Source organism: Dysgonomonas sp. PF1-14, assembly GCF_029892965.1.
Lineage (GTDB): Bacteria > Bacteroidota > Bacteroidia > Bacteroidales > Dysgonomonadaceae > Dysgonomonas.
Window position 1 is genome coordinate 386,655 of sequence record NZ_JARXWN010000003.1, and the last position, 14,738, is coordinate 401,392.

The window sequence follows — 14,738 nt, forward strand, 5'->3', positions numbered from 1 at the left end:
AGCTTTGATGAAAAAGACAGCATTAATAACAGGAGCTACTTCCGGCTTAGGTCGGGCAATAGCTCTTCGTCTGGCAAAAGAAGGATATAATGTGATCATTACAGGCCGCCGTAAAGAGCGTTTGGCAGAACTGGAAAAAGAAATAGAAGTAAAATACGAATCGAAGGTATATTCCCTGTGCTTTGATGTCAGAGTGTATGACGAGGTAAAGAAATCGATAGAGAGCCTGCCACAGGAATGGCGCACGATAGATATATTGGTAAACAATGCAGGCCTGGCAGCGGGTTTGGCTCCAATACAGGAAGGTGATATTGCCGACTGGGAACAAATGATAGATACCAATATAAAAGGGCTGTTGTATATGACTCGTATCGTTTCACCCGATATGGTTTTACGTAAATCGGGACATATTATAAACATCGGTTCCATTGCAGGAAAGGGCGTGTATCCGAACGGAGCTGTTTATTGTGCTACGAAATATGCTGTAAACGCTCTGCATCAGGGTATGCGTATGGATCTGTTGCCTTACAATATACGCGTGACGCAGATATGTCCCGGAGCAGTAGAAACGGAGTTCTCCCTTGTTCGTTTCAAAGGAGATCAAGCTCGTGCCGATCAGGTATATGCCGGCTACGATAATCTGGTAGCCGACGATATTGCCGAAGCCGTACATTATGCAGTATCGCAACCTGCACATGTCAATGTACAGGATATATTGATTATGCCGACGGCTCAGGCTACGGGTAATATGTTCCATCGGGAAGAGAAGAAATAAAGCAAGATCTTTAAGGAAATAGCAAACGAGTACACCGTTCAGTGCACTCGTTTACTTTTCTGTTCAGCCTTTGTCTTATTCCTCAGTTTAGTATTCAGAAACTCTACTAGCAGCGAGAATGCAATGGCAAAGTAAATATAGCCCTTAGGTATTTCACCTACTTCTTGCCCGAAAACGCTTAAGTGCGACAGGTGTGCGGCTTCCAGTATCAGCATCAAGCCTATCAGTATGAGAAAGGATAAGGCGAGCATTTGGATGGTGGGGTGCGTATTCACAAAATTGCTTATAGGACCCGAAAAGAACATCATAAGTAGTACGCTGACAATGATGGCGGACACCATAATAGTCATAGCCCCTGCATAGCCGAATTCTTTAAAGCTGACCATACCTACAGCAGTGAGTACGCTGTCGAACGAAAAAACAATATCGAGTGCGACTATTTGCAGGATTATCAGCCAGAATATGTTTTTTCCCTTTACGGATACTTTTTCTTCCTTTACCTCCAGTTTGTCGTGCACTTCGGTCACGCTTTTATAGAGTAGGAACAGTCCTCCGATAAAAATTATGATAGCTTGTCCTGTAACAGTTCCGCTGAGCCACGAGTTTTCGATCGTGAACAGCGGCTTTGTAAGTTGCATCAGCAGAGATATACCAAACAAAAGGGCGATACGTGCCACCATGGCGAGCGACAGCCCTATAACTCTACCTTTGGGTTGCTGATGTTTGGGCAGTTTGGATGTCATTATGGAAAGAAAAACAATATTATCTATTCCCAGCACTATTTCCAAGAAGACAAGAGTAATTAGTGCCATCCATGCACTCGGTAACAAGAAGGTATCTATAATTTCCATAATTCTGTATGTGTTATTCTTTTTTACTATATACAGAACGTATTTTATAGTGATTATGTTTGATGAGTTTCTTATATAAAAGGAATATCTTTGCAGAAGAAAATAAGAATAGCAGATTTATAATATGCGTATAGACATTATAAGTGTTTTGCCGGAGATGTTTACCGGTTTGGTCGATTGTTCAATCCTTAAGCGGGCACAGGATAAGAATCTGGTGGAAATAGTAGTACATCATCTGAGAGATTATACTACTAACAAGCACCGTAATGTAGACGATTATCCTTTCGGCGGCGAGGCAGGAATGGTATTACAGATAGAGCCTATCGACAATGCAATTGCCACACTTAAACAGCAACGTAGCTATGATGAGATCATCTATACGTCACCCGATGGAGAGACATTCAATCAAGGCATTGCCAATCAGATGTCATCTTACGAAAATATTATAATCCTTTGTGGGCATTACAAAGGTATCGACTATCGCGTACGTGAACATCTGATTACACGCGAAATATCGATAGGCGATTATGTCCTTACAGGAGGGGAGCTTGCTGCTGCTGTGATGACTGATGCTATTGTCCGTCTTATTCCGGGTGCCATAGGAGATGAGCAGTCAGCCTTGTCCGACTCGTTTCAGGACAATTTGCTGGCTCCGCCGGTATATACCCGTCCGGCAGAATATAAAGGCTGGAAAGTACCCGATATCCTTCTGTCGGGACATCAGTCAAAGATTGAAGAATGGAAACTTCAACAGGCTATGGAACGCACCGAGCGGTTGCGTCCCGATTTACTCGATAAGAAAGATTAAAACTCTACCCGTACCCTTACCCGTTCTTTTCCCAGTGTCCATTTCGGGCCCGATTGTATCAGGCGGATAGCTTCATTGTCCGAAGTTCCGCACAAGCTTTGTACCACTTCAAATAAACATGGCTGTCCCTGATCATTTACAAAGAAGTCTACCACCACTTTTCCCTTTCTGTCTTTGCAGGCATCATCGGTTGGGCGGCGCATCGATTGTTTAAGATATTGTTGAAACTTATCGAAGCCAATTACAGGCTCAGGTTTGCCATCTGCCGATCTGGTTACAGCTGTATGCTCATCGAAGTTCTCAGGTAGGTAGATCTCTATAGGCAGGTCTTCGTTGCCGATCAGTTCGTCGAGTTCTTCTTCGCTTATAATATCATCCGTACTCAGTCTGATTTTAGAGTGTGTTCCGGCCGGCTTATATGCTTTGGCCACTTCTACATTCTTCTGAGCTATGGTAGTTATATTTTCTACATAGTAAGTCTGTGGCACATATATGTCGATGATTCTCTGTTCACCCCCATGCGCATGCAGGCTCGGTTTGTGGTAGTAGTCTATAAAAAGATAGCCCGCAAGCCCGAAGATAAGGATGGCTACAGTAGCAGCTACCTGCCAAAAAGTGCTTTGTTGCCTGTTTCTGACTTTCGATCTGGCTTTCAGCCGGCTTTGTATGTTGCCGATACGTCTGATATGATCGTCCTCAATGCTGTCGAAGCCTTCAATGGCTTCGTACAAAAACGGATCAGCCATCGAATCTTTTTCGATCCGTTGCGCATCTTTGCCTTTTCTGTTTCCTTTTATGTAATCTAAAAAGTTCATTCCTTCAGATTTTTTTCAATGCAAATTTTTAAATTCCGTTTTCCGTTTTGTATATAACTCTTTACGCTTTTGAGATGAAAACCGGTTTCATCTACGATATCCACATATGATTTGTTTTCGTAAAAAAACTTTTCTATCGATATTCGCTGAGGATCGGGCAGTTTTTCCAGACATTGGTTCAGCACGTCCTCTTTTTCCCTGTCATTGTTCTCACTAAATAGAGGAAAATCCATGTCGGATTCCATAAGCTGGGAGTCGAAATCTACAATAATTTCTTTCTTATTGCTTTTCAGTATATGGAAACAGTGATTTTTGACCACACTGTACAGCCAGTTCTTAAATATCTTTATTTCATAGTCCTGAATTCGTTGCGACAGGTTCTCGTAAATGTCGATTACCGCATCCTGCGATTGCTCCGGGTTTTGAAGGTACTTGAGGCACAACCCGTAAATAAGAGGAATATAACGTTCGTATAACAGGTGAAAATATTCAGATTCACCGGTCTTCTTGAATCGGAGCAAAAGCTCTTCATCACTATATTCCTTTTTCTTATTTAAGCTAAAGAATTTCAAATGAGTAGTTTTTTTACACAAAACTACAAGAATTTAGTTAATATCCAAACTTAATAATATCTTAACGTTTTTGTCATAAATCTGCAAATTGGTTAAAATGTATGATGTAAAATTGTTCAAGTGGCTAATTTTATGTATTTTTGCCAGTGAAAATAATAACGAGTTTAATTTTTTAACCAGCACCCATTATGAAAGAAAAAATTGGATCAAACGCAGGTATTATTTGGACATACCTTGACGCAGAAGGTAGCAAATCACTTAAAGAAATCAAAAAAGCATGCAAATTGACAGAAAAAGATATGTATGCAGCTTTAGGATGGTTGGCAAGAGAAGGCAAAATAGCTTTTAACGAATTGAAAGATGATCTGCAAGTAGTACTGCTTTAAAACAGCAAAGGAAAATCTATAAGAGAGAGGTGTTTATCTGAAGAATAAGCACCTCTTTTTTGTTTTGTTTATGTTGTAATTCTTTATTGCCGGAATTTAGCAGGTAATAATTTTGTTAATCCGCCAGTATTTTTTATTTTTGTGTTGCATTTTGGCTGTTTTATGACTGAAAATGATGAAAAACTTCTGGCTGATTTCGAAATAAGAATGAAGCAATTGATGTATCTTTGTGATACACTTAAAGATGAAAATATTCAGTTGAGAAAAGAACTGGTGCACAGAACGTCTGAAATAGAGAGTTTGACAACAGAAGTAAGCCAGCTGAAAACCAAATATGACAATCTGAAATTTGTAAAATCTTTCTCCTCCGGAAATCAGGAAGAAGTGGAGCAAGCAAAGAAAAGATTATCAAGATTAGTGCAGGATGTAGATAAATGTATCGCCATGCTTAAAATTTAAAATGATTATGAAAGTAATGGACGAACATTTAATAATTAATCTACGGGTAGCCGATACACGGTATCCTCTCAGAATAAAGAGACGGGATGAAGAAGTGTTTCGCAAGGCTGCCGACGAAATAGATTATAAATTGGGACAATATAAAAATTATTTTACCGGAAGTGGAGCACAAGCGTTGCAAAACTCCGATTATATGGCGATGACAGCCATACAGGCAGTAGCGGAAAAAGTAGAGCATAAGCTGCGTGCCGAATCGTTTGAGGCCGGGATAAAAAGGCTGACACAGGAATTGGAAGATTACCTGAAAGATCGAGTAAAATAAAATTTTAAGTACTGAAGAAAATCTAAAGCACTAATTTTAAGTATGATTCATTTCATGCTTAAGTTAGTGTTTTTTAGTTTATATAAATATTGATTTTTTAAAATAAGAAAATAAAATTATGGATATATTATTTATTGTCGTAGCCTTTCTGGTCGGCGGAGTGCTGACGTGGGTGACTTTGAATTTCATGTCGAATTCAAAGTTTAAACGTCAGATCAAAGAAGCAGAACAAGAGGCTGAAGTGATTAAGAAAAATAAATTGCTGGAAGTCAAAGAGCAGGCATTGCAGATGAAATCGGAGTTTGAGAAACAGGCCAACAGCCGCAACTCAAAGATTCAGGTTACCGAAAGCAAACTGAAACAGCGCGAATTGAACCTTAACCAGAGGCAGGAAGAACTGCAACGTAAAAAGAACGAAGCAGATGCTGTAAAAGCAAATCTCGATAGCCAACTGGAAGTAGTAGAAAAGAAGAAACAGGATCTGGATAAGCTTCATAAGCAGGAAGTGGAAAGGCTGGAAGCCCTGTCTGGTTTGTCAGCAGATGAAGTAAAAGAAAAACTGGTTGAAGCTCTGAAAGATGAGGCGCAGTCGCATGCCCAATCATATATCACAGATATAATGGAAGAGGCGAAGATGACTGCCAATAAAGAAGCTAAAAAGATAGTAATACAGTCTATTCAGCGTGTAGCAACAGAGACCGCAATAGAAAACGCTATCACTGTATTCCATATAGAATCGGATGAAATAAAAGGACGTATTATCGGTCGCGAAGGACGTAACATCCGCGCATTGGAAGCTGCTACCGGTATTGAGATCGTTGTTGACGATACGCCGGAAGCTATTGTGCTTTCGGGTTTCGATCCGGTAAGGCGCGAAGTAGCCCGTCTGGCTCTTCACCAGTTGGTAGCCGATGGACGTATTCACCCTGCACGTATCGAGGAGGTTGTGGCTAAGGTGAAAAAGCAGATTGAAGAAGAAATTATCGAAATAGGAAAACGTACGACTATCGATCTTGGCATACATGGCCTGCATCCGGAGCTGATACGCCTTGTAGGTAAAATGAAATACCGTTCGTCTTACGGACAAAACCTGTTGCAGCATGCCCGCGAAACAGCCAATCTGTGTGCGATAATGGCATCTGAACTGGGGCTGAATGTGAAAAAGGCTAAGAGAGCAGGGTTGTTGCACGATATAGGTAAAGTGCCTGATGATGAGCCGGAATTGCCTCACGCATTGCTCGGTATGAAACTGGCTGAGAAATACAAAGAAAAACCGGATATCTGCAACGCTATCGGAGCTCACCACGATGAGGTGGAAATGACAAGCCTTCTTGCTCCTATCGTGCAGGTATGTGATGCTATATCGGGAGCCCGTCCGGGAGCCCGCCGCGAAATAGTAGAAGCATACATCAAGCGCCTGAACGATTTGGAACAACTTGCCCTTTCTTATCCGGGTGTATTGAAAACGTATGCTATACAGGCCGGTCGCGAACTACGCGTGATAGTCGGAGCTGATAAGATAGACGATGTGGAAACAGAAAAATTGTCTGCCGACATCGCTAAGAAAATTCAAGATGAAATGACTTATCCGGGACAGGTGAAAATCACAGTAATACGTGAAACACGAGCTGTGAGTTATGCAAAATAAGTAAATCGCTATTTATTATTATATAGAAGGGTTCTTTTCGGAGAGCCCTTTTTGTTTTTGAAACGATATGATAGCATAAACGGGATTGCATTGCAACCCCGCTTACATTTTAATAAAGTAGTGTAAATATGCTCTAATCACTAGAGTATCTTGAATGTTGAATTCTATTATTATTAGTCGCTAATCTGATCTGAAAGTCACAGATTAAGTGAAAAAACTTGGCTGTTTTATATTTATTGTGCCCTTTCGTCGAGGAAATAAGACGGTAGTTATGTGAGCCGTATTTTTTGCAGAGATTTTTATCTGTAAGAGAGAAAGAATTATAAATTATGAATGTAGGGGCTGACCCATGTGTCTGCCCGATTGAAGGAAAACGGTCTTTGAATTGATGAATTGGCGGAGCCAATTCGGTTAATAACAAAAAAGTAATGGAATGTAAAATGGGGCAAATCCGTTACTTTCGTTACTTTTTAGTTAAAATATTTTTCACGCAAAGGCGCAAAGACGCAAAGGGAAATATTTGTAACTTGTAACTGCCCGGTAGGGCGAAGTAACTTGTAACTTTTTCATTACATTCGTTACATTTTAGTTAAAATCGGATAGCTGATAGATTACTGGCTATAAACCCGTCGAGTCACATATTAGCTGTTTTTCTGTAGTCTTGTAAACATATAATGCGATATAGTGTTAAAATTAGATATATAATATTGTCGGGCAGTATAAAACAAATAATTAGGCTTTTGAGGTTAGCGGTTATTTAATTACTTTTGCAATTAGGTATCAAGTGATGGGAAATATTTATTGTAAATAAAGTTATGGCATATAAAATAGCAGTTTTCGACGCAAAGCCTTATGATATGGCTACATTCAATAAAGCCAATGAATCTTATGGTTTTGAGCTTGTGTATCACAAAGAGCATCTTGATAAAAACAATGTTTTGCTGGCAAGCGGAACAGATGCAGTCTGTATATTTGTAAATGCAAAAGTAGATGCGGAAGTCGTAGATAAATTACATTCTTACGGGGTGAAGCTTATCGCATTGCGTTGTGCCGGATTCAATAATGTGGATATTGCGGCTGCTGCCAAGAAGGGTATAAGGGTAGTGCGTGTGCCGGATTATTCGCCTCATGCAATAGCAGAACATACACTGGCATTGATGCTCTGCCTGAACCGGAAAGTTCACCGTGCATTTTTGCGTACGCGTGACGGGAACTTTTCGCTGATCGGCTTTCAGGGATTCGATATGTATCAGAAAACAATAGGCGTGATCGGTACCGGAAAGATAGGTAAGGTTGCAACCGGCTTGTTCAAAGGTTTAGGTATGAATGTGCTGGCGTACGACCTCTATCCTGATACGAAATGGGCCGAAGCCACAGGTGTAAAATACGTTTCGTTGGATGAATTATACGCAAATGCAGATATTATAACATTGCATTGCCCATTGACTAAAGAGACAGAATACCTGATAAGGGAAGAGTCTATTGCCAAAATGAAGGATGGGGTGATGATTATAAATACCGGACGTGGAAAACTGATCCATACCAGACACCTGATCGAAGGTCTGATCAGCAGTAAAGTCGGTTATGCCGGACTCGATGTATATGAAGAAGAAGGAGCATACTTCTATGAGGATCATTCCGATACGGTAATGACCGACGATGTGCTGGCTCGTCTTTTATCGTTTAATAATGTGATTGTTACATCGCATCAGGCATTCTTTACGCAAGAGGCGATGTCTAATATAGCCCATACAACAATGGATAATATTCTTGACTACTTCGAAGGCCGCGAGCTTAAGAACGAGGTAGTCTATAAAGCCTGACTTATCGGGCGTAAAATTTGTAAATGAATAGGTTTTATAGTCTTATTATTTGTCTTTTTGCTTTTTGTGGATTTGCCTTCCCGGCCGATTCCCAATTTGTTGTTGTTATCGATGCCGGACATGGAGGCAAAGATGGCGGTGCGGTAAGGGGCATATATAAAGAAAAAGAGATAAACCTTAAAGTTGCACTTGCATTGGGGGAATTGATAGAAAAAAACTACAAAGATGTAAAAGTGGTTTATACCCGCAAGAGAGATGTCTTTGTCGATCTGGATAGGAGGACGCAGATTGCCAATAGGGCAAAAGCGAATCTTTTTATATCTATTCATACTAATTCTACTGCGGCGAGGTCTACAACTGCATCGGGAGCCGATACTTATATACTGGGGTTGGCACGTAGTGCAGAAAACCTTGAAGTGGCCAAACGTGAGAACTCGGTGATCTTATTGGAAGACGATTATTCTACAAAGTATGAAGGATTCGATCCCAATTCGCCGGAATCTTATATTATATTCGAATTTATGTCGAATAAGTATATGGAGCAAAGTTTGCAGCTTGCCGGTTTTATTCAGTCCGATTTTAAAAGTGTGGCAAAGCGGGCAGACAGAGGAGTGCGTCAGGCCGGATTTCTTGTGCTGAGAAAGACAAGTATGCCGAGTGTCCTTATTGAGTTAGGCTTTATAAATAATGCAACGGAAGCAAAGTTCCTGTGGTCTCAATCGGGACAAAAAGCTATGGCTGCTGCTATATATTCGGGTTTTAAAAAGTATAAGCGTGACTTTGATAAAAAACAAGGACGCATAGCATATACTCCTGATGATGAGATAAAGAATGAACCATTGTTTGACGACTCTGAGTTTAATCTGTCGGATACGGTGGATAACAACGATACGCCGGAAACCAAACCTGTTCGTTCTAAGACTGTACAGGAAAAGGCAGGAAGCAAGACGGCTACAACTACAAAGGCACGTTCGGGTGGAGTAGAGTATAGGGTTCAGTTTCTTGTATCTCCCAGCAAACTCTCACCGGGTTCGTCTAAGTTTAAAGGACTGTCTCCGGTAGATTATTATGTAGAGGGTGGCAGTTATAAATATACATATGGGTCGGCAACGAATCTGAATGAAATAATAAAGGTACAAAGACAGGTGCGAACTAAGTTTAAAGATGCCTTCGTGATAAAAGTAAAAGATGGTGTCCGTGTTAAGTAAAGCTACACATTAATATAAAAAACAAAACATACAAAAAATAAATTATGGAGAAAGTTTCAAAAGAGGTAAAGATCGGAATAGCCTTTGTAATAGCAATTTTTCTTTTATACTATGGAATCAGTTTCCTGAAAGGTGTAAATATATTCAAGTCCTCTAATACATATATGGTCGTATTCGATGACGTATCGGGATTGACACAGTCTACACCTGTTACCCTAAACGGATTTCAGGTCGGTCTGGTTTCCTCTATGGAACTTGAAGAAAATAATTCGGCACATAAGGTCGTTGTATATCTGGATATGGATAAAGGATTGAAGATACCTAAAGGCAGTAAAATGTCTTTGGATGTTTCTGTGTTGGGATCAGCCACTATTCTTTTCGAATCGAATCCATATACTAAAGAATATTACTCATCTTCGGATACTATTGTAGGACTAAAAAAGAAAGGCATGCTGGATGCTGCCGATTCTATGTTGCCTCAGGTACAACAACTGATACCTAAGATAGACTCGATACTTACCGGGATACAGACTTTGGTAAATAGTCCGGCTCTGGCGCAATCGCTGAATGATGTAAATCAGATTACAGGTGATCTGGCAAAGTCTACCAAGCAGTTGAATGCTATGATGGTTACCCTTAATAATGATGTTCCATCTATAACAGGTAATCTGAATAAAATGTCCGGTGACCTGACTACGGTTTCGTCACAGCTCAGCCAGATAGATGTAAATGCCACATATAAATCGATAGATGCTACTGTGAAGAATCTGCAAAGTATGTCGGATAAGCTGAACTCGAAAGAAAGTTCATTGGGGCTGATGCTTAACGACCGCCAGTTGTATGATAGTATCAGTACTACTATAAGTAATGCGTCATTGTTACTCGAAGACATTCGAAAAAATCCGTCCAGATACATAAATGTGAAGGTGTTCTAAAAAGCATTATTTAGATTTGCTCTAAATAGTGGAAAAAGAAATATTCTCCCTAAATGCGTTGTCTCTATGTCCTTCGGGGGAATATCTCTAAATTGTTAAAAAGAGATTATATTCTGGTTATTCTTTGATTGGCGCTGGTTATCAGTGTGTTGATCTGGTTGTTGAGCGTGACTTATCCTTTTGTTCATAAGTTGCTGAAACTAAATCAGATGTTTTTAAAGTTAGATTTCCAAATTTGTAGAGACTTTTTTTTTATGAAATTAATTCGGAAATTTACATAACCAAATAAGGGGAAATTGAAGTGTTGCATATTATAAATCAAAACTCATTAATGAATTTTTCTTCTACTCAGGATTTATGGGCTAATTGTTTAAAGGTCATACAGGATAATATCCCTGATGCGGCTTTCAAAACATGGTTTTTACCTATTGTACCACTTTCATACGAAAACAAAGTGTTTACAATACAGGTGCCTAGCCAGTTTTTCTATGAGTATCTTGAGGATAAATTCGTTGATCTGTTGAAGACTACTCTCCATAGAGAGATAGGCAAAGATACAATCCTTCAATATCGTATCCTCATGGAGAATACAACCAATACAGTTGTTGATTACAGGGGTGATGCAAAATCGGTAGTTTCAGACAAGGCTATTTCTAAGAATGGCAGCAGTAAGATACCTAATCCTTTTCAGAAGATAGTAGCCGATGATTTCGACTCGCAGTTGAATCCTAAATATACATTCGATAACTTCTTCGAAGGGGAAAGCAATAAACTTGCCCGTACGGCAGGTGATACTATCACTAAGAATCCGGGAAAGACAGCATTCAACCCTCTTTTTGTACACGGATCATCAGGAGTAGGTAAAACCCACCTCTGTCATGCTATCGGAACCCGTATCAAAGAACTGTATCCGGAGAAGCGGGTATTATATGTGTCTGCCCATTTGTTTAAGATACAATATGCCGATGCCGGACGCTATAATACGACTAATGATTTTATAAACTTCTATCAGGGTATAGATGTCCTTATTATAGATGATATACACGAGTTGGCCGGAATAGAGAAGACTCAGAATACACTGTTCCACATATTCAACCATCTGCATCAGAACAACAAGCAGCTTATACTGACATCAGATAAAGCTCCGTCCGAATTGCAGGGCGTTGAAGATCGCTTGCTTACCCGTTTCAGGTGGGGGCTGACAACTAAGATAGAGCATCCGGATAAAATGCTAAGAGTAAGGATTTTACAGAATAAGATCTTACATGATGGATTATCTATTCCGGAAGATGTAGTAGACTATATTGCTGAAAATGTGACGGATAATGCCCGCGATCTGGAAGGCATCATTGTATCTATAATGGCACACTCGCTTGTGTATAACAAGGATATCGACTTGCCGTTAGCCAGACGGGTAATTGGTCAGGCAATAAAGAAGATAGAAGCAAAGAAGATTACTGTGAATGTGATAGAATCAGTCGTTTGCGACTTCTACAATATAAAGACAGAACTGATCCACACAGCTTCACGTAAGCGCCAGATCGTTCAGGCCAGACAGGTGACCATGTACTTATCGAAGAGCTATACAGAGATGTCTCTGGCTCAGATAGGTTCGTTGATAGGTAAGAAGAACCATGCTACAGTATTGCACGCCTGCAAAACAGTGAAAGAGCAGATGGAAGTCGATAAAATCTTCAGGGAAGAGATTGCCGAGATAGAAAGGAAACTGAAAATCTAACAATGTAGATCAACAAAGATATAAGGAGCAGGTAGAGAAGTACCTGCTTTCTTGCTTTATCTCGCTTCCTTAGCTATAAACCTGACTATGCAAAAGGCTATGTACGTAAATACCAGATACATAACAAATCCCATATGGTGTAGGTAGATAACAGCAAAGCATGCGATAAGTATAGCCGCTGTAACAGACAAGACTTGCCATAAGCGTGTCATAATATCTAACTTCTGTCCCCATACTTTAGGCCGGAAAACCCAGTCGATAGGATGTACAAATGCATTCAGCAACAGTATCGAGTACGACATATATTCATACTTCACATCATTCAGAATACATATAACAGCTACAATGCCTATCATCGCACCATAGTATATCTTGCCATAGTTGCTGGATGCACTGGATGGCATATCCGTTGCCATAAAGATCGTACCTAACAGCAACCCGCCCAGAGAGAACTGTATGGTCTGCTCTGTAAATCCTACAAGGGCAAACAATAGTAACGAGAAAGCCACCAACAGGGCGAATGGTATGTGCCAGGATATCCTTTTGCGGATCAGTAGGAATACGCCTCCTGCAACCAAAAAGAAGATTGAATATTCACCTATAGCTCCCGATGCCTTGAAGAAAAGCTGATCGAAGAAGTCACTTCCAAATATGTCTATGCTACTTACATTCACTGCGGTCTTGTCATACCAGATAGTGCGTGATGCCATCACTGCCGGAAAGAATACAGTCATAAACTCGCGACCGATCAAAGCCGGATTGAATGTATTCCGTCCTAATCCACCCCAGAGCAGCTTGCCGAACAGTACTGCCATCGCACCCCCGAAAGCAACTACATACAGGGGGGTGAACGGAGCAATAGTAAAGGCTAGGAGAATACCTGTGATGATAGCTGAACCATCCGATACGGAATCCGTCTGCCTGAAAAAGATAGCTGAGAATATAAACTCTGTTATCAGCGCACTACCTACTGCTACCAGAATCACCATTAACGGAACAAAGCCGAATGCCAGATATGACATGAATATACATGGTAGCAGAGCAATGATCACATCGGTCATAACCTTGCTCGTACTGTCGTCTTTCCTTACAAAAGGAGCATATGTCGTTTTATTGTATTGCATTAGCCAACTCTTTTAATTTGCTCTTCCCTTCTTTTATACTTTCTATAAGCGGAACGTTGCTCGGACAGATGTATTCACAAGCAGCGCATTCTATACAATTACTGATATTGTACTTCTCCAGATTGAAGTATTTGCCCCTGCGGTAGTATTCTTCAAAGCGCATAGGCATAAGCCCCATAGGGCAAGCATCTACACAGTAGCCGCATGAGATACAATTACTCCGTTTGATCTTCTCCTTTTTCAGTATCAGTAGCCCGCTTGTACCTTTAGTGACAGGAGTGGTGAGGTCTACAACAGCCTTTCCCATCATAGGGCCACCCATAACTACTGTATTGTTATTTGTTTCCAGTCCAAGTGTTTTTATAATATGCCCTACAGGTGTACCTATCTTTACCCTGAAAGCCCCATGATTGATAGCTTTCTCTCCCGAAACTGTAATTATCCGGTCGATTACAGGTCTGCCGTTCACCACTGCTTCGTATATAGCATGTATAGTTCCTACATTGCTGACTATGACTCCGACTTCGCGGGGGCGTTTTCGGCGTGGCATTTCTATACCTGTCACCGATTTAATCAACTGCAATTCGCCGCCCTGAGGATAACTGTCGGGCAGAATGACCACCCGAAAGTTTTTATACTCTGAACGTTGCAGGAGAGGCGAGAAGATGTCTTGCAGGTCTCTGTTCTGCTTCTCGATGGTGATTACAATATCTTTAGCTCTCAGTATTCTGTTTGCAATGTTGATGCCCGCAAACAATTCTTCGGTATGTTCTTTCATCAGGGCATAGTCGGAGGTCAGATACGGTTCACACTCCGTTCCGTTTATGATGAATGTATTTATCTTGTTCCCTTCCACATTATACTTCATCGCTGTAGGAAACTGTGCACCGCCTTCGCCCACAATACCAGCCGCATTGATGATAGAGAGCAGCTGTTCGGGAGAATGGTCTGTATGAGCATCTTGGCTAAGTTGTATTTCGCTTTTCTGCAAATCATTCTTAATGACGATCGTATTCACCATTGTGCCATCCGTTTGCGGATATTCCTTTATCTCATGTACCGTACCCGAAACAGGTGCATGTATATTTGCCGATAGAGAAGCCTTATCGCACCCTATAAGCTGATATCTCTTTACTTCGTCACCCACATCTACCATCGGTTCGGGTGAGTACCCATATTGTTTGAAAAGTGGTATATACAAAAAGGGCGGATCGATGAGTGATTGTATCTTCGTCCCTTTCGTTTTCCCTTTCATGGAAAATATATGTATCATA

Annotated in this window: 15 protein-coding genes; 10 read left to right on the forward strand and 5 right to left on the reverse strand. The window is 40.6% G+C overall.

Translation table 11 applies throughout. The features are described from left to right. The first annotated feature begins 7 nt into the window (after positions 1 to 7). Positions 8 to 775, forward strand: a complete 768-nt coding sequence (locus tag M2448_RS06220) for an SDR family oxidoreductase (protein WP_280645371.1) — start codon at positions 8 to 10, stop codon at positions 773 to 775. A gap of 38 nt (positions 776 to 813) precedes the next feature. Here M2448_RS06220 and M2448_RS06225 read toward each other — a convergent pair whose 3' ends face one another. After that, a complete protein-coding gene (locus M2448_RS06225) occupies positions 814 to 1,626 on the reverse strand; it encodes a TerC family protein (RefSeq protein ID WP_280645370.1) in 813 nt (270 codons plus the stop codon). Positions 1,627 to 1,750: 124 nt separating this feature from the next. Between M2448_RS06225 and trmD the strand changes: the two genes are divergently transcribed. Further along, positions 1,751 to 2,434, forward strand: a complete 684-nt coding sequence (gene trmD / locus M2448_RS06230; protein WP_280645369.1) for a tRNA (guanosine(37)-N1)-methyltransferase TrmD — start codon at positions 1,751 to 1,753, stop codon at positions 2,432 to 2,434. On the opposite strand, the gene M2448_RS06235 is transcribed toward trmD, so the two are convergent. Further along, complete coding sequence (locus M2448_RS06235; protein WP_280645368.1) at positions 2,431 to 3,249, reverse strand: hypothetical protein; 819 nt, start codon at positions 3,247 to 3,249, stop codon at positions 2,431 to 2,433. The two genes, trmD and M2448_RS06235, sit on opposite strands and share 4 nt — an antisense overlap. Next, a complete protein-coding gene (locus M2448_RS06240; RefSeq protein WP_280645367.1) occupies positions 3,246 to 3,821 on the reverse strand; it encodes a sigma-70 family RNA polymerase sigma factor in 576 nt (191 codons plus the stop codon). The genes M2448_RS06235 and M2448_RS06240 overlap by 4 nt, the downstream gene beginning before the upstream one ends. Positions 3,822 to 4,009: 188 nt before the next feature. Here M2448_RS06240 and M2448_RS06245 point away from each other — a divergent pair, with 188 nt between their 5' ends. From M2448_RS06245 to dnaA, 8 genes are all read left to right on the forward strand, one after another. After that, on the forward strand, positions 4,010 to 4,207 hold the full coding sequence (locus M2448_RS06245; RefSeq protein ID WP_280645366.1) for a winged helix-turn-helix domain-containing protein: 198 nt from the start codon (positions 4,010 to 4,012) through the stop codon (positions 4,205 to 4,207). A 162-nt stretch (positions 4,208 to 4,369) separates the two neighbouring features. Continuing rightward, a complete protein-coding gene (locus M2448_RS06250) occupies positions 4,370 to 4,666 on the forward strand; it encodes a hypothetical protein (RefSeq protein WP_280645365.1) in 297 nt (98 codons plus the stop codon). A 7-nt stretch (positions 4,667 to 4,673) separates the two neighbouring features. Next, positions 4,674 to 4,988, forward strand: coding sequence for a cell division protein ZapA (locus tag M2448_RS06255; protein ID WP_280645364.1), 315 nt, complete (start codon positions 4,674 to 4,676; stop codon positions 4,986 to 4,988). A 118-nt stretch (positions 4,989 to 5,106) separates the two neighbouring features. Next, positions 5,107 to 6,636, forward strand: a complete 1,530-nt coding sequence (rny, locus tag M2448_RS06260; protein ID WP_280645363.1) for a ribonuclease Y — start codon at positions 5,107 to 5,109, stop codon at positions 6,634 to 6,636. A gap of 815 nt (positions 6,637 to 7,451) precedes the next feature. Further along, on the forward strand, positions 7,452 to 8,459 hold the full coding sequence (locus tag M2448_RS06265) for a 2-hydroxyacid dehydrogenase (RefSeq protein ID WP_280645362.1): 1,008 nt from the start codon (positions 7,452 to 7,454) through the stop codon (positions 8,457 to 8,459). A 23-nt stretch (positions 8,460 to 8,482) separates the two neighbouring features. Then, positions 8,483 to 9,667, forward strand: coding sequence for an N-acetylmuramoyl-L-alanine amidase (locus M2448_RS06270; protein WP_280645361.1), 1,185 nt, complete (start codon positions 8,483 to 8,485; stop codon positions 9,665 to 9,667). 44 nt (positions 9,668 to 9,711) lie between these two features. Next, positions 9,712 to 10,602 carry an MlaD family protein gene (locus M2448_RS06275; RefSeq protein WP_280645360.1) on the forward strand — a complete coding sequence of 297 codons (891 nt, stop codon included), beginning with the start codon at positions 9,712 to 9,714 and terminating at the stop codon, positions 10,600 to 10,602. 331 nt (positions 10,603 to 10,933) lie between these two features. Further along, a complete protein-coding gene (gene dnaA / locus M2448_RS06280) occupies positions 10,934 to 12,340 on the forward strand; it encodes a chromosomal replication initiator protein DnaA (protein WP_280645359.1) in 1,407 nt (468 codons plus the stop codon). Positions 12,341 to 12,396: 56 nt separating this feature from the next. Here dnaA and M2448_RS06285 read toward each other — a convergent pair whose 3' ends face one another. Both M2448_RS06285 and rsxC read right to left on the reverse strand, forming a co-directional pair. After that, positions 12,397 to 13,464 (reverse strand): RnfABCDGE type electron transport complex subunit D, encoded by a 1,068-nt coding sequence (locus M2448_RS06285; protein WP_280645358.1) that lies wholly within the window; start codon positions 13,462 to 13,464, stop codon positions 12,397 to 12,399. Further along, a complete protein-coding gene (rsxC, locus tag M2448_RS06290) occupies positions 13,451 to 14,737 on the reverse strand; it encodes an electron transport complex subunit RsxC (RefSeq protein WP_280645357.1) in 1,287 nt (428 codons plus the stop codon). Before rsxC ends, M2448_RS06285 begins: the two co-directional genes overlap by 14 nt. Position 14,738 lies beyond the last annotated feature (1 nt).